15 protein-coding genes are annotated in these 20,963 nt (G+C 62.6%); 7 read left to right on the top strand and 8 right to left on the bottom strand.

The window, feature by feature from the left end; genetic code table 11:
• Positions 1–12 precede the first annotated feature (12 nt).
• Positions 13–1,794 (bottom strand): DUF885 domain-containing protein, encoded by a 1,782-nt coding sequence (locus tag JV18_RS0105130; RefSeq protein WP_235302888.1) that lies wholly within the window; start codon positions 1,792–1,794, stop codon positions 13–15.
• A gap of 300 nt (positions 1,795–2,094) precedes the next feature.
• On the opposite strand from JV18_RS0105130, the gene JV18_RS0105125 reads away from it, so the two are divergent.
• From JV18_RS0105125 to JV18_RS0105110, 4 genes are all read left to right on the top strand, one after another.
• The gene (locus tag JV18_RS0105125; protein ID WP_052071746.1) at positions 2,095–3,402 is read left to right on the top strand and encodes an amidohydrolase family protein; all 1,308 of its coding nucleotides are present in this window, start codon (positions 2,095–2,097) and stop codon (positions 3,400–3,402) included.
• A 564-nt stretch (positions 3,403–3,966) separates the two neighbouring features.
• The gene (locus JV18_RS0105120; protein ID WP_033073674.1) at positions 3,967–4,452 is read left to right on the top strand and encodes a hypothetical protein; all 486 of its coding nucleotides are present in this window, start codon (positions 3,967–3,969) and stop codon (positions 4,450–4,452) included.
• Positions 4,453–4,529: 77 nt separating this feature from the next.
• Positions 4,530–6,806 (top strand): TonB-dependent receptor, encoded by a 2,277-nt coding sequence (locus JV18_RS0105115; RefSeq protein ID WP_033073673.1) that lies wholly within the window; start codon positions 4,530–4,532, stop codon positions 6,804–6,806.
• A gap of 67 nt (positions 6,807–6,873) precedes the next feature.
• Positions 6,874–8,712 carry a DUF885 domain-containing protein gene (locus JV18_RS0105110; RefSeq protein WP_235302886.1) on the top strand — a complete coding sequence of 613 codons (1,839 nt, stop codon included), beginning with the start codon at positions 6,874–6,876 and terminating at the stop codon, positions 8,710–8,712.
• 21 nt (positions 8,713–8,733) lie between these two features.
• Here JV18_RS0105110 and rsmA read toward each other — a convergent pair whose 3' ends face one another.
• The 4 genes from rsmA to JV18_RS0105090 form a co-directional block, all read right to left on the bottom strand.
• A complete protein-coding gene (gene rsmA / locus JV18_RS0105105; protein ID WP_033073671.1) occupies positions 8,734–9,582 on the bottom strand; it encodes a 16S rRNA (adenine(1518)-N(6)/adenine(1519)-N(6))-dimethyltransferase RsmA in 849 nt (282 codons plus the stop codon).
• Between the two features lie 12 nt (positions 9,583–9,594).
• Positions 9,595–10,605 carry a 4-hydroxythreonine-4-phosphate dehydrogenase PdxA gene (gene pdxA / locus JV18_RS0105100; RefSeq protein WP_033073670.1) on the bottom strand — a complete coding sequence of 337 codons (1,011 nt, stop codon included), beginning with the start codon at positions 10,603–10,605 and terminating at the stop codon, positions 9,595–9,597.
• Entirely contained in the window at positions 10,605–11,945 is a 1,341-nt protein-coding gene (locus tag JV18_RS0105095) for a peptidylprolyl isomerase (protein WP_052072069.1), read from the bottom strand. The genes pdxA and JV18_RS0105095 overlap by 1 nt, the downstream gene beginning before the upstream one ends.
• Positions 11,946–12,079: 134 nt before the next feature.
• On the bottom strand, positions 12,080–14,383 hold the full coding sequence (locus JV18_RS0105090) for an LPS-assembly protein LptD (RefSeq protein ID WP_033073668.1): 2,304 nt from the start codon (positions 14,381–14,383) through the stop codon (positions 12,080–12,082).
• Positions 14,384–14,517: 134 nt separating this feature from the next.
• Here JV18_RS0105090 and JV18_RS0105085 point away from each other — a divergent pair, with 134 nt between their 5' ends.
• The 3 genes from JV18_RS0105085 (at position 14,518) to ndk (ending at position 17,100) form a co-directional block, all read left to right on the top strand.
• Positions 14,518–15,975, top strand: a complete 1,458-nt coding sequence (locus JV18_RS0105085) for a leucyl aminopeptidase (protein WP_033073667.1) — start codon at positions 14,518–14,520, stop codon at positions 15,973–15,975.
• Positions 15,976–16,121: 146 nt separating this feature from the next.
• Positions 16,122–16,571: a DNA polymerase III subunit chi gene (locus JV18_RS0105080; protein ID WP_033073666.1), complete on the top strand. Its 450-nt coding sequence runs from the start codon at positions 16,122–16,124 to the stop codon at positions 16,569–16,571.
• 106 nt (positions 16,572–16,677) lie between these two features.
• Positions 16,678–17,100: a nucleoside-diphosphate kinase gene (gene ndk, locus JV18_RS0105075; RefSeq protein WP_033073665.1), complete on the top strand. Its 423-nt coding sequence runs from the start codon at positions 16,678–16,680 to the stop codon at positions 17,098–17,100.
• A gap of 145 nt (positions 17,101–17,245) precedes the next feature.
• Here ndk and cls read toward each other — a convergent pair whose 3' ends face one another.
• The 3 genes from cls to purM all read right to left on the bottom strand — a co-directional run bounded on the left by cls (position 17,246) and on the right by purM (position 20,926).
• Complete coding sequence (cls, locus tag JV18_RS0105070; RefSeq protein ID WP_200879070.1) at positions 17,246–18,691, bottom strand: cardiolipin synthase; 1,446 nt, start codon at positions 18,689–18,691, stop codon at positions 17,246–17,248.
• Between the two features lie 54 nt (positions 18,692–18,745).
• The gene (purN, locus tag JV18_RS0105065) at positions 18,746–19,696 is read right to left on the bottom strand and encodes a phosphoribosylglycinamide formyltransferase (protein WP_033074967.1); all 951 of its coding nucleotides are present in this window, start codon (positions 19,694–19,696) and stop codon (positions 18,746–18,748) included.
• A 123-nt stretch (positions 19,697–19,819) separates the two neighbouring features.
• Positions 19,820–20,926, bottom strand: a complete 1,107-nt coding sequence (gene purM / locus JV18_RS0105060) for a phosphoribosylformylglycinamidine cyclo-ligase (protein ID WP_033073664.1) — start codon at positions 20,924–20,926, stop codon at positions 19,820–19,822.
• Between the last annotated feature and the right edge of the window lie 37 nt (positions 20,927–20,963).

Genomic DNA, 20,963 nt, shown 5'->3' with positions numbered 1-20,963 from the left:
GGAAGGGGCATGTCAGGCACCGCCGCCAGCGGCAATCCAGGCGTCGATTTTCGCCTCCAGCACGTCGAGCGGCAGCGCGCCGCTGTTCAGCACCTGGCGATGATAGTCGCGGATATCGAACGCCGCGCCCAGGCTGGCGCGGGCACGCTCGCGCAATTCCTTTATCTTGAGTTCGCCCAGCTTGTAGGCGCAGGCCTGCCCCGGATAAGCAATATAGCGGTCAATTTCGACCACCACGTCGCGCCGCGCCATCGAACTGTTGTCCAGCATATAGTCAATCGCGCGTTCGCGGCTCCACTGCTTGGCGTGTAGGCCGGTATCGACGACCAGCCTGATGGCGCGCAGCATTTCCATGTCGAGATGGCCGAACATCTGGAAGGGGTCGGTGAACAGCCCCAGTTCGGGGCCGAGGGATTCGGCATAAAGCCCCCAGCCTTCGGAATAGGCGGTGGCCTGCCCATGGCGCAGCAGGTCGGGCAGATCCTCATTTTCGATGGCCAGGGTGAGCTGGAAATGATGCCCCGGAATCCCTTCGTGCAGGGTGAGCGTTTCCAGCGTCGGGATCGGGCGGGTGTCCAGCATCGACATGTTGAAGAAGAGGATGCCGGGGGACACGCCATCGGGCGGGCCGGGGCGATAATAGCCGGTGCCGCGCTGATCCCCCAGTGCGGGCAGCGGCCGCACTTCGAACGGCGCGCGCGGGCGGTCATGAAACAGGCGCGGAATCGCGGGCCAGATTTTCGCTTCAATCGCCTTGAAGCGCGCCAGCAATTCCTCCGGCGTGCGATAGTAAAATCTGGGATCGGTGCGAATAAAGTCGAAGAACGCCTTGAGATCGCCTGAAAAGCCGGTCTCGCCCTTGACGCGCTCCATCTCGCTCCGAATCCGGGCCACTTCCTGCAGGCCCAGCGCATGGATGTCCTCGGCGCTGCGGCGGGTGGTGGTGTGCCGCGCCAGAGCCCAGCCATAAAGGGCGTCGCCATCCTTCATCGCCCACAGCCCCGGCGCGTCGGTGGCGTGAGGATAATATTCCTGCCGCAGAAAATCGGCCCAGCTGCGATAGGCCGGATAAAGGCGTTCCTCGACCATGGTGCGAAAGGATGTTTTGATCCACTGCACATCGGCGGGCGAAAAGCTGTCCGGAATGCGATTGACCCCGGCCCAAAAGGGGCTGTCCTCCGTCCGCAGCGCCAGCATCGCATCGACTTGTGCCAGTATATTGTCCACGACGATGCGCGGCTGAACGTGCCCGCTCGCCAAACCTTCGCGCAGCCGCGTGATGGTCATGACCATATGATCGGCAAAACCGGTCATGCGCGTCAGCGCATCGCGATAATCCCCCACCGTTTCAAAGGGCGCCGCGCCGCTCGACAGAAAGTCGGGAAATTCGACATGCAATCCGAAAGAGGGATTGAGCGCGGCCCGGCGCTGAACGGCGAAGAGGCCGCTGTCGAAAAGGTCGAGCGTCTGGCGCGCCTTATAATGGAGCACATCATAAGCAATGCGGTCGATGGCGGTGAGCGCGTCGCGGTCGATCCGCGCGAGCGCGCCGAGCTCCCCTTCCTTGCCCGACTGCAGCGCGCGAGCATATTCCTCGCCCAGCGGATCGACGAAAAGCGGGGCGCTTGCCGCGCCGCCGCCTCGCCGGGCGGCGCGCAGGGGATCAAGCGCGGCGTCCTGAGCGGCGCTTTGTTTGAGCAAGGCATAGAGCGCCTGTCGGGCGTCCGCCGACGAAAGAGCGGCGCGGGTCGTGGCGGGCCAGGCAATAAGGCTGCCGGCCCCCAACATACCCATAGCGCTGCGCCGTGAGATTGCCCCCTGATGGTGTCCGTCCGTCATTCCGCCCCCGCTGGACTGGTTTATGACTTTATCGTGTCGCGATATCGACAGAATGCAACAGGGCAGGCAAAGCGGGCGCGGGCACGATAATACAACGCCGTCGCACCAAATTCGCACGAATCCGTCATTTTCATTGCTTATATTGTAGCAATTTTGCGGTTTGTGTTGCGACGAACGCAACAAACTTCACGGCACTACTGCATTGTTTTATCCGTCCATTGCCGCAGTCTGGGGCCAGCAATCAGGGAAAGGCACATGATGACAGCATCGCTGACAAGGCGCGTATTCGCCGCCGCAATGGCATTTTTATTCACGACCACGGCGGCCGCGCAGACGGTCGATGGCGCCGCCACGACCGCGCTGGTCGGCGGCACCTTGGTCAATATCGACACGGGCGCCACCGTGCCCAATGCCGTGGTGCTGGTGCGCGGCGAACATATTGTCGCGGCTGGGCCTGCCGCTTCGGTGGCGGTTCCCGCCGATGCGACCCGTGTGCCCATGGAGGGCAAATGGCTGATCCCCGGCCTGATGAACATGCACGTTCATTTCGGGCTCAAGCTTCCCGGTGCTGCCGGGGCCGAACTGATCAACGAGAAAGATGGCGAGCAGATATTGCGGATGGCCGAAAATGCGCGCCGCTCGCTGCTCGCCGGGGTGACCACCGTTCGCCTGACGGCGGAGGATCGCGGGCTGGATTTCATGCTGAAGCGCGCCATTGCAAAGGGGCAGGCGGTCGGACCCCGGATCGAATCGGCAGGCGAATTGATCGTCCCCACCGGCGGGCATGGCTCCCTGGAGGCGGATGGCCCCGCAGAATTCAGCAAGGTGGTGCGCGAACAGATAAAGCGCGGAGCAAGCTGGATCAAGATCGCCATATCGGGCGGGATTTCGGATACGCATGGCGCCATCTCTGCCGCGCCGATGACCGATGCGGAATTGTCGACCGTGCTGGAGGTCGCGCATCGCAACGGGGTGAAAGTGACCGCGCATAATGGCTCGTCCGAAGCCGCGATGCAGGCGCTGAAATTCGGGATCGACTGTTTCGAGCATGGCTATCATCTGAATGACGAAGTGCTGGCCAAGATGAAGGCGCAGGGCACGTGGCTCGTCCCCACCATCGTCGTCAGCCAGCAGGGCGCCCATGAATTTTATCGCAAGATCGGTTCACCCGAATGGTATCTGGAACGGGTCGCCTCGACAGGCCAGGATCATTGGGCCGTGCTGCAAAAGGCGATCAAAATGGGCGTTAACGTCGCGCTTGGCACCGACCAATTCCCTTTCGAGCCAAACAGCGGCACCACCGCCACGGTGCATGAAGCCGAGCTCTATCAAAAAGCCGGCATGACTCCGCTTCAGGCGTTGCAGGCGGCGACGATCCAGCCCGCAAGGATGATGGCGCTCGACAAGCAGGTGGGTCGTGTGGTGCCGGGATATTATGCCGACATCGTTGCGGTATCGGCCAATCCTCTTGCCGACATTTCGGCGCTGCGCACGCTCGATTTCGTGATGAAGGGCGGGGCGATCTATCGCAACGACAGTCATCCTGAAACCATAACGCGCTAGGAAGAAACGCATCGACGCGGACTCTCGCACGAAAGGGAGCCGCGATCATTTCCTTCGGCCGTTAACGATGCGGCTCTCTTGAAAGGGGCGTCCCGAGGGGCGCCCCTTTTTCATATGCTCAGCGCGAAATGGTGGAAGCAAGCTTCTCCCCTGAATGGCTCCACCTCTATCAAGCGTCCCGAATCATATGAATATTGACTGATTCTCGGCGCCCCTTACCGTTGAGCGAAGCAGGCAAGACGCAAGGGCTGGGGGCTTGGCGGGCGGGGTCTGGACTGGCCCCCCTCATGCTGCCGGGGGCGGACCGTGCATCGGCCTTTCAAGCGGAACGAAACTAGAGAGCGGAAAAATAAGGGAAAGTTTTGGAGAGGGGCAGATGAAGGCCGTAGCGGTCCGATTTGCAGGCTCATTCTCCCTCGCGCGACGCTTTCTCTAGTTTGCGTTCAATGCAACAAAGGTTCGTTTGTAATGTTGTTGCAACAACAAAGGAAGTGACGGACATTGGTTGCAACAAAGCGGTCACAGAGCCGCCCGCGAAACAAAATATCAAAAGGGAGTCTCTTGGTGAAAAAATTACTGACGCTTGCCTGTGCTGTCGCAGCCCTTGGCCTTTCGGCTCCCGTCGCCGCGCAGGAGCAGCCCTCCGACGATATACTCTCGCAAATGTTCCTCTGGTGGAACGAGGCGTTCAAGACGCCGGGTGCCTACACCGCGGATAATTTCTCGCGCTTTTTCACCCCGGATGCCACGCTGGTTCTCGAAGGCAAGACGGTGATCAACGGGGTCGATCAGTGGGCGACCCACTTTCAGCGCATCCAGGCGGGCGGCGGCGATGTCGAGATTGTCGTGCCGTTCAAGCAGGTTTTTGAACAGAGCGAGCGCATCTACACCTATCATGTGATCCGTTCGCGCCGCGACGGACAGCTCGGCTGCTCGCTTGCCGCCGGCCATGCCGAACTCGATCATGGCAAAATTTCATCCATCATTCTTGTTCGCAGCGAACTCGACCCCGCAAAGGGGCCGCTCGATCCGCAATGCTGGACAAAATGACCGTCTGATTAGGACGGCGAGGGAAGAGGACAAACCATGGTCGGGGCATGGTTCCGGGCCACAGAGGGGGTTTTGACATGAAATTATGCAAAAAGAACAGGGGCGCCAATTTTACCGCGGGCGTAGCGACGGCGGCCATGGCGGCCGGGCTGATCGTAGCGCCTGCCCACGCGCAGCAGGCGGGCGCTTCCCGCGGCGGAAGCGAAATCGTCGTCACTGCGCAGCGCCGGGAACAGAGCCTGCAGGACGTACCGATCGCCATCACCGCGCTCACGGCCGAGACGATCAAAGATCAGAATGTGCAGAGCGTCGACGATTATTTCGCGCTGACTCCCAATGTCAGCTTTCAGTCGAACGGTTCGCGCGACCGCAAGGATCTCGCCATCCGGGGTATTTCGAACCAGCTCAATCCCTATGCCGATGTCCGCCAGTCGAGCTACGCCTTTTATGTCGACGAATTCAACGTCGCGGCGGGCACCAGCAATCCGCAGATTGTCGATCTGGAACGGATCGAGGTGCTGCGTGGGCCCCAGGGCACTTATTTCGGGCGCAACGCGGTCGGCGGCGCGATCAACGTCATCACCAAAAAGCCGGTCGATGCCTTTGAGGGCGAAATCGAGCTTGGCTACAGCAGCTATGATACGAAGCGCGCGCAAGGGGTGATCAATATCCCCGTGGTGAGCGGCCTGCTTGCGGTGCGCGCGTCGGGCCAGATTGAAAAATCCGACGGTCATATCAAGAATATCAATCCCATCGGCGGCGGGAATGACAGCGAATATTATACCGGTCGTATCCAGGCGCGCTTTACCCCGCTCGATAATCTGACCTGGGATTTCGCCTATAATTATTCGGATGAAGAAGTGGGGATGCGCAACGGTGTGCCCACCGGCTTCGTCACGCGCACCTGGGCGTCGGTTTATTATGGTGGCACGGCAGGATTGATCGCCGATCCCGATGGCGTCGGCTTTTATCCCGAGAATGACACGCGGGTAAACTTCAATCGTAAGCAGCGCGTCGGCAGCAAGTTTGAATATTTCAGCACGCGCGCTGTCTGGGATTTCGGCCCTGTTGCCCTGACGGCGGTGGGCGGCCATTTGTCGTCCGATGTCTTTAACTATGGCGATGTCGATGGCGGCAGCCGCGACTTCTTCTATGAAGATCTGAAACTGCGGCGTGAATCCACGAGCGGCGAGTTGCGGCTTCAATCGACCGGCACCCAGTTTCTGGATTGGAGCCTCGGCGCCTCGCTTGGCAAGGACAAGGGCGTTAGCGACCAGACCACCTTCCACGGCGCGGACAGCCCGCTCTGCCCCGCCGGCACGGGCGGCAATTGCGATGGATATGAGGTAACGGGCGCCGAAGGGGTCAGCACCAGCCGCTATTTCGCCATTTTTGCCCAAGGCACGCTCAATTTCACCGAGCAATTGTCGGCGACAGCGGGGCTGCGTTATTCGTGGGAAAAAGTGACGAATGTGTCGCAGACCAGCTCGAACACGGTGATCACGGGCGAGAATGACCGGGTCGCGGATTTTGAGGATATCTCCCCCAAGTTCACGCTGACGTACAAGCCCAATCGCGACTGGATGATTTTCGCGACCGCCTCGCGCGGGTTTAAATCAGGGGGCACGCAGACGAGCAACAGCGCGGCGCTGACCAATGAGTTCAAGCCCGAAACGCTGTGGAATTACGAGCTGGGGACGAAGTTCGACCTGTTCGATCGCCGCCTGCGCGTCGATGTCACCGGCTTTTATATGGATTGGAAGGATGTGCAGCAGACCATCCGGTTCCAATATATTGACCCGGTGACCGGGCTGCTGCGCGGCGTCAGCGGCATCGCCAACGCTGCCTCGGCGGAAAGCTATGGGATGGAAGCCAGCTTTGATGCGCGCCTGACGGATCATTGGACGCTCGGCGGCAATGTCGGCTTCAACAAATCCAAATATAAGGAATATCCCAACGCGCTGATCGACGGCAATGTCATCGACATTTCCGGCGAACAGCTCACCAATGCGCCCGAATGGACGCTGGGTGCACAAACCCAATATACGCTGCCGCTTGGCGACGAGTTCGAAGCCTTTGTGCGCGCGGAATGGAATTATCGCGATGCGATGATTTCGAACCCCTATTATTATCTCTACAAGAATGTGGCGGGCGAACCTTTCCGCAGCCCATCCTATCATAATGTGAATTTGCGGCTGGGGGTCGAGGATGAGCGGCTGCGCGCGGTCGTCTTCGTCGAAAATCTCTTTGATGAGAAATATTACGCCAATGCCTATGAAAAGGCCTTTTACAGCGGGGTGCAGGTGGAACCATCCTACCGCGTCTTCGGGGCCAGCATCGGTTATAAATTCTGATGGCGGAGAGCCGGGGGCGGTCCAATGGGCCGCCCCCTTGGCGTTATGCGTGAAGGCTCGGCAGAAGATGGCCGGAATGAAGCGAGAGGGTGACCCGATGATCGACCGGCGAGGCTTTGTGGGGGCGGCGGCGGCGACCGGGTTGTCGGGCTTTGTGCCGGCTTCCTTGCGCGCAGCGGAGGGGGGCAGCGACGCACGGCTGGCGGCGATGCTGCAACGGCACAGCGAAGCCTATTTGCGGCGCTCGCCCGAAGAAGCCACCAGCCTCGATTTCGATACCGGCGCCCACGCCGCGCTTCGTGCCCGGCTTGACGATCGCTCGCTTGCCGCCCGCGCCGAAGATCGCAAGGCGATCCGGATGGCGTTGCACGAGTTGCAGCAGATTGACGCCGCGATGCTTTCGCCGCGCGCGGCGCAGGATCATGCCGTTGCCCGTTATGTCTATCAGACGCTCGACGATCTGCTGGGGCGCTATGGCTATGTCGACGGCAACTTGCGGCCCAGCCCCTATGTCGTCAGCCAGATGAACGGGGCCTATTATTGGCTTCCTGATTTTATCGGCAGCCGCCACCCCATAGAGACACGCGCCGATGTGGAAGCGTGGCTGCGGCGCCTGTCGGCGCTGGCCGTCGCGCTGGATCAGGAAAGCGAGCGCATCCGCCATGATGCGGGGCTGGGGGTCATTCCCCCCGATTTCGTGATTCACCGGACCCTTGCCCAGATTAAAGGATTGCGTGACAGCGATCCAGTGGGCTCGGCGTTGATCGCGCCAGCCCTGCGCCGCATCGCCGCGAAAAACCTGGGCGATCCGACCGCGCAGGCCAAAGCTATTTTTGCCGCCGAAATCCGCCCCGCCCTCAGCCGGCAGGTGGCGGCGCTGGAGGCGCTTTTGCCGCTGGCGGACGACCGCGCAGGGGTATGGAAACTTCCCGATGGGGAGGCCTATTATGCGGCGGCGGTGCGCGCAAATACGACCATTGATACGCCTCCCGCTGAATTGCATCGTATCGGGCAGGAGCAATGCCGCGCCCTGACCGCAGAAATCGACCAATTGTTGAAGGCCCAAGGGCTCAGCCAGGGAAGCGTGATGCAGCGGGTGGGCGCGCTCAACCGCGATCCGCGTTTCCGTGTGTCGGACGATGACGTGGGCCGCGAAAAGCTGTTGTCGTTGGCGCGCGAGCAGATTGAGGCAATCACCGCGCTTCTGCCCGGCGCGTTCGGCATCACCAAGGTCAAGCCGCTCGTCGTCCGCCGCATCCCGGCGGCGATCGAGGCGGGAGCGCCCGGCGCCTTTTATTCCGAAGGGGCGCCGGGTGAGCCGGGGGTCTATTCGCTCAACCTCAAAAATCCGGGCGAGCATGTAACCTGGCGACTGCCCACCCTGACGCATCATGAGGGCGTTCCGGGGCACCATTTCCAATATAGCGTTCTGTCCGAAGCGCCCGCGCTACCGCTCTTCCGGCGTATCGTGCGTTTTTCCTCCTATACCGAAGGATGGGCGCTTTATGCGCAGCAGGTGGCGGACGAACTGGGCGCCAATGAAGGCGATCCCTTTGCCCGCATCGGCTATCTCCAGTCCGAACTGTTCCGCGCCGCGCGCATCGTGGTGGACACGGGGCTGCATCATCATCGCTGGTCAAAGGCCAAAGCGGTCGCATGGATGGTGGAAAATGCCGGCGAGCAGCCCGACGCCACCGACCGGGAGGTCACGCGCTACGCCGTCTATCCGGGTCAGGCTTGCAGCTTCAAGGTCGGCGCCAATGCCATATATGCGGCACGCGAAAGAGCGCGCCGCACCAAAGGCGCGGGCTTTGACGTGCGCGCCTTTCATGATCTGGTGCTGACGGCTGGGCCGATGCCCATGTCGGTTCTCGATCAAACGGTCGATCAATGGGCGGCAAGCTAGAGCACGCGCCAGCCAAGGAGTTTATCCCTTGTCCGGGCGTCCGCGTGATAGACACCGCGCCAGTGCCACCCATTCCTCCACGCTGACCGTTTCGGCGCGGCGGGTGGGGTCGATATTGAGCGCGGCCATGGCCTCGCTGGCGCCGGAAATGCTTTTGAGGCTTTGGCGCAGCATCTTGCGGCGCTGGCCAAATCCCTTTTCGGTGAGGCGTGACAGGGTCGCGGGATCGACGCCCTCGGGTTGTTCGCCGGGGGTCAGGCGGACGATGGCTGACATGACCTTGGGCGGCGGAGTGAAGGCGGAGCGATGGACTTTCATCGCAACCTTCGCCTCGGCGCGCCACTGGGCGAGCACGCTCAATCGGCCATAAGCCGATGTGCCGACGCGCGCGGCGATGCGTTCGGCGACTTCCTGCTGGAACATCAGGGTCAGCGATTGCCAGCGCGGCGGCCAGGCTGGCGGTTCCAGCCAGCGGGTGAACAGCGCGGTGCCGACATTATAGGGCAGGTTGGCGACGATATGATAAGGTGCGCCGCCGGTCAGCGCATCGACATCGACGCGCATCGCATCGTCCGACACCACCGTCAGCCGCCCGCCAAAGGCCTCTGACAATTCGCCGAGCAGCGGCAGGCAGCGTTCGTCGCGCTCGACCGCGATCACCCGTGCACCCGCCCGCAGCAAGGCGCGCGTCAGCCCGCCGGGGCCGGGCCCCACCTCGAAGACCGTAGCGTCCTGCAAATCGCCCGGGAGCGCCGCGATACGGTCCAGCAATTGTTCGTCGAACAGGAAATTCTGTCCCAGCGCCTTGCTGGCGACCAAGCCATGTGCGCGCACCGTTTCGCGCAGCGGTGGCAGCGAAGGCGTCCCCATGGCCGTCACCGCCTATTGCGCGGGCGCGCAGTTATGTTCGCGGCTGGCGGCAAGGCTGGCGGCCATGCGGATGGCGGCGATGGTCGGTCCCGGATCGGCCTGCCCGCGCCCGGCGATATTGAACGCGGTGCCATGGTCGGGCGATGTGCGGATGATCGGCAGGCCCAGCGTCAGATTGACGCCATCGTGGAAATGCAGCGCCTTGAAGGGCGCCAGCGCCTGATCATGATAGGAGCACAGCAAGGCGTCATATTGTTCGCGAATAGCGGGCGCGAACATCGCATCCGCCGCGATCGGCCCGTCGACGCTTATGCCGTCGGCAGCAAGCTGTTCCAGCGCGGGCAGGATGATCCGCGCTTCTTCATCGCCCAGCCGCCCGCTTTCGCCGGCATGGGGGTTAACCCCCGCAATCGCCAGCCGCGGCTTTGCGACCCCGAAATCGCGGCGCAAGCCCCGCGATACGACGCGCGCGCGCGACACGATCAATTCGCTGGTCAGCCGCGTCGGCACCTCGGCAAGGGGGATATGCACGGTCAGCGGCACAACGCGCAGGCTTGGCCCTGCCAGCATCATCACCGCGTTGCTCGCCATCACACCGCAGCGTTCGGCGATAAATTCGGTCTGGCCGGGGTGGGTATAGCCTATGCTTTGCAGCGCATGTTTCGACACCGGCCCCGTGACCAGCGCGGAACTCGCCTGCGTCCGGGTCAGTCCAATCCCCGTTTCCAGCGCATGAAGCGCACAGGTTGCGCCCGCCGGGGTTGGCTCGCCGGGGGTCAGCGGGCCGCTATCCTCCAGATGCCACACCGGCAGCGCTTCGGCAAAGGCCGACGGAACCTCGTCCATGTCGCTGACGCGGGCGACAGGACCCTTCCATACGGCGGCAATGGCGGCGGCGTCGCCAATGGCGACAAAGGGGGCAAGCCCATGCTCGCTGCGCGCTTCCCAGGCGCGGGCGGTCATTTCCGGCCCCACACCGGCCGGGTCGCCCATGGTAACCGCAATGGGGTTGCGATGCGGCATCAGCTATATTCGATCACGGCGTCCCGGCGCAAATCGCGCAGATAGCGCTGGGCGCGCTTGTTGACCTTTTCCTCCAGCAGGCGATTTTCAATCTCCTGAATATTGGGGGCGGTGGCGGTTTGCGGCATGTCGCGGCCGCACAGGACCAGCACGCTAATCCCTTCCTCGGCGGCGCCAAAGGGCTGGGTCGTCTGGCCGATCTGCAGATCGACGAGCGTGGCCTGTAGCGGGGCGGGAAGCTGGCGCATGGCGATATTGTCGCGCGACACGACATTTGCACCCAGTTTGCGCGCCACATCGTCTGCTGCGCCGCATCCGGCGATCTGCCGCGTTTCCTCGGCAAATTTGCTGGCGAGTTCAGAAGCGCGCGCGCGGCTCGTCCCCGCCGGGAAGTCGAGCGACAATTGCTTGAGGCTCAATACCGCATCGCGCGGGTCGGCGGTCAGCACCTGACGCCGGTCGATCATCAACAGGATCGAAATGCCGCCCGGCACCTCAAGGGGGCCGACCAGCTGTCCGGCCTGCATCTGCTGGGCGGCTTCGGCCATGGAGGGCGGCAATTGCCCCGCCTTGACCCAGCCAAGGTCGCCGCCGACCACGGCGGTGGAGGCTTCGGAAAATTGCCGGGCATAGGCGGCAAAGCTGCCGCCCGCCTGCAGCGCCTGAATGATCTTCCGGGCATTTTCCATAACCGCTGCGGCATTTTCGGGGGTTGCCGACAGATAGATCTCGCCCAAGTGAAATTCATTCTGCCCTTTGGCTTCGTTCATCCGCTGAACGACCGATTCGACTTCCTCGCTCGACACATTGGTGGTCGATTGAATATTACGCGACAGCAGGCGGTCCCAGGCAAATTCCCCGCGAATCTGCTGCTTCACAGCGGCGGCGGACGACCCCTTGCTTTTCAGATATTCGCTGAACTGGTCTGGCGTCTGACGAAAACGTGTGGCCAGCCGGGCGAATTGTTCGTCGATCAATCGCTCGTCTATCGCGATGTCCGCCGCCTTGGCTTCCTGAATCTGCAATTTTTCGTCAATCAGATTGCTGAAAACCTGCTGGCGCAGCCGCTGTGCCTCTTCGGGGGGCAGCTCGACGTCGCCGTTGGCGATACGGATCAGCGCCATGCGCTGTTCAATATCGGTTGCGGTGATGATCTCGCCATTCACCTTTGCCGAGGGGCGATAGACATTCGCCTTTTGCTGGCCGAACAGCTGGACATTGCCGGGAATGTTGAGGCTGGTGGTCGGCACCTCGTCGTCGGAAACGGTCTGGGCCACGACGGGTGCGGCGCCCGCCCCTGCGAGGGCGGCCAATCCGATCAGGGTCGAGAATTTGGTCATCATCATCCTGTTTTGCGAGATAGGGGACGCTCCGTATCAGTGGAAACGCCTGATGGTCCAGCGAAACCGTGCGTCGCTCCTTGCCTTCCTGTCCCCTAGCGGGGCAAGGCTGAACAAAGGCTGAGCGGTCCGGATCAGAAACCCAGGTTTCGGAAAGCGACGCGGAAGGAAAAGCTGTTGCCCCGCCGCGCATCGCCCGTGTCGATATAATCGCGCCGCCAGGTAACCGCCAGCGACAGGCAATCATCGTCATAGGCTACCCCCAGGCGGTGGCGAATCGGTTCGAAACCATCGGCCTCGCTTCCCGGGTCATCGGCCTGGCCGGTCAAATCCGCCACCGCCGACCCAAATAGCGACCAGTTGCGGGCAAAGGCGACGCGGCCGCCTGCACGTATCTCCTCGCGGTCCTGCAAATCCTCACCGAGCAGCACAATATCGCGATTGAGCCGCGAATAGCCGATCATCGCATAGGTGGAGCGATTGCCGACAGTGGCGTCCAGCTCATTACGGCGCACCGCCAGATTATCCTTGTCGAGCCGGAAGCGGTGCGAAAGGCGCAGAAAATCCTTATAGGCCACCGTGGTGCGGCCTACGATATCCGACACACGATCGGTCAGCCCGGTGCCATCGGGGAAAAGCGTCGGCTTTTCGGACAGGCGATAGCTTTGCCCCAGGCTGCTCGCGATGGAAAAGCCGGGGCGGTTGTAATTCCACTCGACGCCATAGGTGACCCGTGCGCCATCTTCGAACCGGTCATAACCGTTGAAGCGGTTGATCGCGAAAAGATTGCTGTCCTCCAGGTCAAAGGCGCGTGAATCCTCATTGGGGATGTCGATATTCTTGAGCGGCGGCGTTGCGACAAACTGGATGCGCGGTGTCAGCGTTTGCGTGCCCCCGGCAAATTCGCCGATAAAGGGCCAGCGCATATCGGCGGCAACCGCGGCAATGCCGCGCGCTTGCCATCCCGATTTTCCGCGATAGCCGGGGACTTCCGTCAACAGATTCTCGTCGCTGTGATATACATCGCCGCGCACCAGCGCCGTGAAAGTGACCTCCTGACCCATGCCGGTCATCCCGCGCAAATCCCAGCGTGCGCCTGCGAAACCGCGCTGCGTATCCTGCCCCGCGGTGCGCCCGATCATCAGGGTGTTGAGCTGCAGCTCGAACTGCCCGCCCAACCACGGGTCGTTGAGCCGCTGACGATAATCGATGATGGGCAGCGCGATGGGTTGTTGCCCCTGTTCATCATTGCGGCGCAGCGTCTGTGTCGCCCAGCCGGCAATCGACAAATAGCTTTGCCCGCCAATCCGCTCCAGCTCAAAGGTCGAGCGCATCCGGTCGTCGCGGCTGATGTCGTAACGGCGCATAAAGGTGCGGTCGGTGGCGATACGCCCCGAATAGGTCAGGCTCCAGCGCGGATCGAACTGGAATTTGCCCGCGCTTTCCAGATAGCCGCGAAAATCATTGCGCCGGTCGATTTCCGGCCCCGAGAGGGGCACGACCGAGCTATAGGTCGCATAGCCGTTGATGCGGAACGATCCGATATCGGTCAGCGCGCGAAACTCGCCCTCCAGCATCGGCGCGGCATTGGTATAGATATGCGGCGTAATCGTCATGTCGCGATCGGGCGCGAGGCGCAGATAATAGGGCACCGCGATTTCAAAGCCATTGGTGCGGTCGATCCGCACCTCGGGTACCAGCAGGCCGCTTCCGGCATCGCGATTGGCCGGGTGGCTAAGGCCGGGCAGCGGGATCAGCGGCAGGCCGAACACCTCGACCCGCGCGCCCTTGTATCTGATCTTGTTCTTGTCGCGGTCATACAGGACCCGCACGGCGCGAATTTGCCAACTGGGATTTTTCGGGCACCCTTCGGGGTCGGTAACGGGGCAGGGCGTATAGGCCGCATTTTCCAGCGCAATATCGCCATTTTCGAACCGCTCACCCTTGACGGCCGCCATCCGTGCGCCATTTTCCAATACGACGAGCAGATTGGAAATCACCCCGTCGCGCAAACTGTCGGTCAGTTCGATCCGCTCGCCATAGGCGGTATCGCCTTCGGGGTTGCGGATCGCCACATCGCCCTCGGCGACGACTTCGCCCGTCTCCCTGTTCCATGTCACCTTGTCCGCGCGCAGCATGATGGCGTCGCGGTTCATCTCGACATTGCCCTGGGCCATGACAACGCCTTGTCCGCTGTCATAATTCAGATCGTCGGCGGCAAAGGCGACCTCTTCGTCGCTCTGCGGTTCGGGCGCATCGCCGCGTGCGGGGGGCAGGGATGGCGTCTGCAGGTCAGGCGCTTCCGTTTCTGCTTCGGGAAAAGGCGAATCGCCCTGCTCCTGAGCCAGCGCGGGGCAGGCGGCGAGCGCGGCTCCGCTGGCCGTTGCCAGCCAGAAAATCCGGATTCCACCGCTTTTTCGGAACAAAGCTCCGTTCATATCCCTAACTTTGTCCCATTCATCATGGCCGTTCACACAGACCGTTACGCTGCTATTGTTTTTTTGCAACTCGCGGCCGAAACCCCTATCGGTCCCGCATGTTTCAATCAATCATCGCTTAAGAAAGTCAGTCAATGGACATTCAGTTTGTCGCGCAAATCGAAGCATCTGCCGATGTTGTCGTCTTTCCGGTGCGCAAGAGCGGCCTGGCCGGGATTGGCGGAGCGCATGCGCCATTGCTCAAGGCGGCGGCCGATCAGGCCCGTTTCGACGGTGCGGCGGGCACCATCGCCGAAACCACCGCGCTCGATGGCGATGCAGCAAAGCGCCTCATTCTCGTTGGTATCGGCGAAGGCAGCGTCCATGACCTTGAACGCGGCGGCGCTGCGGTCACTGCGCGGCTCCAGACCAGCGGCGCCGTCAGCGCGGCGGTCGATTTCGCCAGCGCAGGCGACAGCGATGAAGATGATGTGCTCGCCTTTGCCATGGGCGCGCGGCTGCGCAACTGGCGGCTCGACACCTATCGCACCCGCCTTCCCGAAACGGCGCGCCCCAGCCTCAAGACGCTGGTGATCGCCTCCGGGTCGGGCGATTTGTCGGATCGCTGGGCGGCGCAGGAAGCCGTCGCTGAAGGGGTGGCCCTGACCCAGACCCTCGTCGCCGAACCGCCCAATATCCTCTATCCCGAAAGCTTCGTCGAACGCTGCCGCCATCTGGCTGACCTCGGCGTCGAAATCGAAGTGCTCGACGAAAAGCAGATGCAGGCGCTCGGCATGGGCGCGCTGCTGGGCGTTGCACAAGGGTCGGTGCGCCCGCCGCGCCTGCTCGCCATGCGCTGGAACGGCGGCAAGGCGGATGACGCCCCCGTCGTTTTCATCGGCAAGGGCGTGACCTTCGACACCGGCGGCATCAGCCTGAAGCCCGGCGCGGGCATGGACATGATGAAATGGGACATGGGCGGCGCGGGCGCCGTCGCGGGCGCGATGAAGGCGATTGCGGGCCGCAAGGCAAAGGCCAATGTCGTCGGCATCCTCGGCCTTGTTGAAAATATGCCCGACGGCAATGCCCAGCGCCCCGGCGACATCGTCACCACCATGTCGGGGCAGACGGTCGAGGTACTGAACACCGACGCCGAGGGGCGTCTGGTGCTGTGCGACGCCATCACCTGGGCCCAAAAAACCTATTCGCCCAAGGTCATCGTCGATCTCGCGACGCTGACCGGCGCGATGGTCATTTCGCTCGGCCATGAATATGCGGGGCTGTTCGCCAATGACGATGGTCTGGCGGCGAAGCTTCTCGACGCGGGCACCGCCAGCAACGACCGGCTGTGGCGCTTCCCGCTCTCGCCCGCTTATGACAAGCTGATCGACAGCTCGATTGCCGATATGAAGAATATCGGCCCGCGCGAGGGCGGCTCGATCACCGCGGCGCAATTCCTTCAGCGCTTCGTCGACAAGGGCGTCCAATGGGCGCATCTCGATATTGCGGGCATGGCGTGGCACGACAAGGAAGGGCCAACCTATGCCAAGGGCGCGACCGGCTATGGCGTCCGCCTGCTCGACCGTTTCATCGCCGACAATTTCGAAGGGTGACGGCAACCGGCACCCTTGCGAGGAGCGAAGCGACGCGGCAATCCCCCGCCATCGACCTTGAAAGAGGTTGCGGGCGGGTGATGGATGCCCCCGGATCAAATCCGGGGTCGCAATGGGGGGCCCGATGACAGGGGGCGGATAAGGCCATGGCCCGCGTCGATTTCTATCGCCTGTCACGCGACCCGGTCGAACATGTGCTGCCGCTGCTCGCCGCGCGCATTTTGGGGCAGGGCGACCGTCTGCTGATCGTCGCTGCCTCGGCGATGCAGCGGCAAGCGATTGACGCTGCGCTCTGGGCGCACCAACCCGCGAGCTTCCTACCGCATGGCGCGGCGGGCACGCCCGATGAAGCGATCGAGCCGATCCTGATCGCGGGCGCGCTCGACATGCCGCCTGCCAATGGCGCGCGGCTCGTCGCGCTTGCCGATGGCGAATGGCGCGAGGGCGCGCTGGATTTTACCCGCGCCTTCCTCCTCTTCGACGATGCCCGCATCGACGACGCCCGCGCGACATGGCGCCAGCTTGGCAATCTCGACACGGTCGAGCGGCATTTCTGGAAACAGGATGATCAGGGCCGCTGGGCCGAGGGGCCTTAGGCCGCGCGGAACCCACGCTTCCGTTTGGGCCGCGTCTTTTCTTGCCGCCGCGCAAAAGCGCCGCTAGAGGCGCGCGCACAACAATATTCCCAGCAGGAGCTTTCCCATGGCGGTCACCCGCACCTTTTCGATTATCAAGCCCGACGCCACCCGCCGCAACCTGACCGGTGCGGTTACCAAGATGCTCGAAGAAGCCGGCCTGCGCGTCGTTGCGTCCAAGCGCATCCACATGACCCGCGAACAGGCCGAAGGCTTTTACGCGGTCCACAAGGAACGCCCCTTTTTCGGCGAACTGGTTGACTTCATGATCAGCGGCCCCGTCGTCGTCCAGGTGCTGGAAGGCGAAGACGCCGTGAAGCGCAACCGCGACATCATGGGCGCCACCAACCCCGCCGACGCCGCCGAAGGCACGATCCGCAAGAGCTTTGCCGAGAGCATCGAAGCAAATTCGGTCCATGGTTCGGACAGCGACGAAAATGCCGCGATCGAAATCGCCTTCTTCTTCAAGCCCGAAGAAATCGTCGGATAACAGGACGTCATTGCGAGCCCGGCGCAGCCGGGCGAAGCAATCTCCAGCGCCCGTTTGACTCTGCCTCACGGCACAAGAGCGAAGCGGAGCAGGGAGCGACCGAAAAAAAAAAGCCGCCGGATCACTCCGGCGGCTTTTTTCTGACTTAAAGCAGCGGACTCAGCATCGCGAGCAGGTTGCGCCATATCCGCCGGGCAATCCCCGTCTGGGTGACATTTTCTTCGCTCACCGCCTGGGATTCCGCTAGATAGCTGAGCTGGCGCACGCGAATTTCAGCGGTGAAATCGCGGTCGGCCAGCAGGATATTATTCTCGAAATTCAGCTCGAAACTGCGCCGGTCGAGGTTCGCCGATCCGATCAGCGCCACCTCGCCATCGACGCTGATCGTCTTGGCGTGGAGCAGGCCGGGGCGATATTCATAAAGGCGCACGCCCGCGCTCAGCATATCGGCATAATAGCTGCGGCTGACCCCGGCGACGATCCGGCTGTCATTGCGCGCGGGCAGGATAAGCGTCGTTTCCACCCCGCGGCGCGCGGCATTATGCAGCGCGAATAATATCTGCTCGTCTGGCACGAAATAGGGGGTGGTGATGATCAGCTCGCGCTGGGCCGAATGGATCAACATGCTGAAACAGGCGGGCATGGCGGGGTAGGGCAGGTTGGGACCGGTCGCGATTACCTGCGCCATGATCCCCGGCTCGGCGACGCGCGGCGGCGCGGCTTCGGGGCGCAGCAGCGCATCGATGCAATCGCCATGCTCGCTTTCCCAATCGGCGGCAAAAACGAACTGGCACGCCTGCGCCGCCGGGCCTGCCCAGCGGGTCATGATATCGACCCAGGGGGCATAGCGCGCCTTCACGCGAAATTCGGGGTCGGCCAGATTCTGGCTGCCGCACCAGGCGATGCGATTGTCGATGATGAGCTGCTTGCGGTGATTGCGAAGGTCAAAGCGCCCGCGGATCAGCGTCCAGATCAGTCCGCCAATCGGCAGGGCGACGCGCGCATCGACCCCGGCCTCGCGCATCTCGCCCCAGTGGGACGAGCGGATGAAACGCCGCGCGCCCAGCGCATCGGCCAGCACCCGCACCTTCACCCCCCGCTGTGCCGCGCGGATCAGCGCGTCCTTGACCGCCAGCCCATTATGGTCGGCCAGCCAGATATAAAATCCCAGATGCACCGTCGCTCGCGCTGCGTCGATATCAGCAACCATCATCGCGATGGCGCTGTTGCTGTCGGGGGGCAGAATGGCGCGGTTGCCATCGGTCGGGGGCAATTGATTGACGGTTTCGGCGAGCGCAAAGGCCCCGGCATAGGGCGCGCCGCGCAGCCGGGCGCGCACGTCATCGGCGCCGCCGGGGTGGGGCAGATGTTCTTCGATCGCCCGGTAGCGTTCCCGCCGCGAACGGCTGACCCGCGCTTCGCCGAGCAGCAGATAGGCGATCACCCCGACCAGCGGCACGGCGATTATGGCGATCAGCCAGGCGATGCGCGACGCAGGTTCGCGCTGCGGGCGCAGCAGCACTCGCCCGATGACAGCGATATAGATCGCAAAGGACAGGATCGACAGCAACAGGGCGAGGTTCAGTGTCACCCCCTCTTGTCGCCTATTTCGGCGCCGCCGCCAATGGCAGGCGGTGCCTCACGATCAAAAATCGTCGGCGACCGCCATCAGCCCGGCGAGCTTTTTGGGCGCGATTGCCAGCCAGCTTTTGCGAATCCATTCGCCAATTGCGTCCCAGTCGGTATCGCCCAGGTCCAGTCGGATACCAATCCACCCGTCGCCGAAATAGGCGGGGCGATAATAGCGCTCGCTGTCCATTTCGATCAGCCCCGCCTGTTCGTCGGCGCCGCTGATCTTGACGAGCAGGGCGATTTTGCCGTCGCCGTGATGATCCTCGGTGAAATAGGCGAATTTCTTGCCCTTGATGATCCCGAAACAGGGCATGCCGTGCGAGGTGACTTCATCGGCTTCGGGCATCGCCATGGCGATTTCGCGCACCCGTGCGCGCAGATAATCGGGCGAGCGTTCGCGCGCGACAAAGGCAGCGAGCGCCCGGGGATAAAGCTGATGCTCGGCAAAACGCACCCGCGCGGCGAGGCTGTCCGCCGTATCGCCCGGAACAATCGCCACCGGCGTCTGGGCGAGAACCGGCCCATCATCCAGTTCGGGGGTGACGACATGCACGCTGCATCCGCCAAATTCATCGCCATTTTCAATAGCCTGTGCGTGGGTGTTCAGTCCCTTGTAAAGCGGCAGCAGGCTCGGATGGATATTGAGCATCCGCCCTTCCCAGCGGGCGACGAAGTCATCGGACAAAATCCGCATATAGCCCGCCAGCGCGACATATTCGGCGCCGGCCGCGCGCAATTGCTCATCGACCAGCGCGTCAAAGGCGTCGCGGTTCATTCCCTTGTGCGAGCGCGCCCATGTTGCCACGCCTTCAGCGCGCGCAATCTCCAGCCCCGGCGCTTCGGGGTCATTACTCGCAACCAGCACCAGCTCATAGCGGCAGTCGGCGGCCTTTGCCGCATAGAGCAGCGCCGCCATATTGGTGCCCGCGCCCGAAATCAGAACAGCGACTTTGGCCTTTTTCATCACCGCTCCCCTGTCGTCATGCTGAACTTGTTTCAGCATCCATGGTCTGCTCTTTCGTTCGGCGCAGCGTCGCAGGCGACGGCGGACCATGGACCCTGAAACAAGTTCAGGGTGACGAAGAGACTATCCCTGATGCGCCGCGCTCCACCCGCCCCGTGCGCTCCATGTTTCCGCGCTGCCGGTCACCGTGCAGCCCTTTTCGCCCTCGGCGATATGGCCGATGCGGTGGACGGTCTCACCCGCAGCTTCCAGCGCCGCCGTCACTTCGGCAACATCGCTTTCGGCGACGACCACCGCCATGCCGATCCCGCAGTTGAAGGTGCGCGCCATTTCTTCGGGCTCGATATTCCCCTGTGCCTGCAGGAAGGCCATCAGGCGCGGCTGTTCCCAGGCATCGGCATCGACATGGGCGTGCAGCGTTTTCGGCAAAATGCGCGGAATATTTTCAAGGAGGCCACCGCCGGTGATGTGGGCCAGCGCGTGAATCTTGCCGCCTTTGACCAGCGGCAGCAGGCTTTTCACATAGATGCGCGTCGGCGCCATCAGCGCGTCGATCAGCAATATATTCTGGTCGAACAGGGCGGGGCGGTCGAGTTTCCAGCCCTTGTCGGCGGCAAGGCGGCGGACGAGCGAAAAGCCGTTCGAATGCACGCCCGACGAGGCCAGCCCCAATATCACATCGCCTGCCGCCACCTTGTCGGCGGTCAGCACTGCGTCGCGCTCGACCGCGCCGACGCAGAAACCGGCGAGGTCATAATCGCCCTCGGCATACATGCCGGGCATTTCAGCGGTTTCGCCGCCGATCAGCGCGCATCCGGCCTGCTTGCACCCTTCGGCAATGCTTGCGACTACGGCGGTGGCGACATCATTGTCCAGCTTCGCCGTGGCATAATAGTCGAGGAAGAAGAGCGGCTCGGCGCCCTGCACGATCAGATCGTTGGCGCACATCGCGACGAGGTCGATGCCGACCCCGTCATGCTGCCCCGATTCGATGGCGAGTTTCAGCTTGGTGCCGACGCCGTCATTGGCCGCGACCAGCAGGGGATCGTTGAACCCGGCGGCTTTCAGGTCGAAAAATCCGCCAAAGCCGCCCAGATCGGCATCGGCGCCGGGGCGGCGCGTCGCACGGGCGAGCGGGGCAATGGCACGGACCAGCGCATTGCCGGCATCAATCGAGACCCCGGCCTGGGCATAAGTGTAGGGGGCGGGTTGGTTATGCTTGGAATCCATGGCACGCGCGACTAACGCTTCTGGCGCGTAATTGCCA

It is taken from the genome of Sphingopyxis sp. MWB1 (assembly GCF_000763945.1).
In the GTDB taxonomy this organism is placed as follows: domain Bacteria; phylum Pseudomonadota; class Alphaproteobacteria; order Sphingomonadales; family Sphingomonadaceae; genus Sphingopyxis.
The sequence above is the reverse complement of the archived record's forward strand: the minus strand, read 5'-3'. Positions and strand labels throughout refer to the sequence as shown.

What these genes read in the sequence shown, in the direction of transcription:
- JV18_RS0105125 (WP_052071746.1), top strand. Translation starts at nt 2,095, where the DNA reads ATGATGACAGCATCGCTGACAAGGCGCGTATTCGCCGCCGCAATGGCA.
- rsmA (WP_033073671.1), bottom strand. Translation starts at nt 9,582, where the DNA reads ATGGGGACGCCTTCGCTGCCACCGCTGCGCGAAACGGTGCGCGCACAT.
- JV18_RS0105115 (WP_033073673.1), top strand. Translation starts at nt 4,530, where the DNA reads ATGAAATTATGCAAAAAGAACAGGGGCGCCAATTTTACCGCGGGCGTA.
- ndk (WP_033073665.1), top strand. Translation starts at nt 16,678, where the DNA reads ATGGCGGTCACCCGCACCTTTTCGATTATCAAGCCCGACGCCACCCGC.
- JV18_RS0105080 (WP_033073666.1), top strand. Translation starts at nt 16,122, where the DNA reads ATGGCCCGCGTCGATTTCTATCGCCTGTCACGCGACCCGGTCGAACAT.
- JV18_RS0105095 (WP_052072069.1), bottom strand. Translation starts at nt 11,945, where the DNA reads ATGACCAAATTCTCGACCCTGATCGGATTGGCCGCCCTCGCAGGGGCG.
- pdxA (WP_033073670.1), bottom strand. Translation starts at nt 10,605, where the DNA reads ATGCCGCATCGCAACCCCATTGCGGTTACCATGGGCGACCCGGCCGGT.
- purN (WP_033074967.1), bottom strand. Translation starts at nt 19,696, where the DNA reads ATGAAAAAGGCCAAAGTCGCTGTTCTGATTTCGGGCGCGGGCACCAAT.
- JV18_RS0105090 (WP_033073668.1), bottom strand. Translation starts at nt 14,383, where the DNA reads ATGAACGGAGCTTTGTTCCGAAAAAGCGGTGGAATCCGGATTTTCTGG.
- JV18_RS0105130 (WP_235302888.1), bottom strand. Translation starts at nt 1,794, where the DNA reads ATGGGTATGTTGGGGGCCGGCAGCCTTATTGCCTGGCCCGCCACGACC.
- JV18_RS0105085 (WP_033073667.1), top strand. Translation starts at nt 14,518, where the DNA reads ATGGACATTCAGTTTGTCGCGCAAATCGAAGCATCTGCCGATGTTGTC.
- JV18_RS0105110 (WP_235302886.1), top strand. Translation starts at nt 6,874, where the DNA reads ATGGCCGGAATGAAGCGAGAGGGTGACCCGATGATCGACCGGCGAGGC.
- purM (WP_033073664.1), bottom strand. Translation starts at nt 20,926, where the DNA reads ATGGATTCCAAGCATAACCAACCCGCCCCCTACACTTATGCCCAGGCC.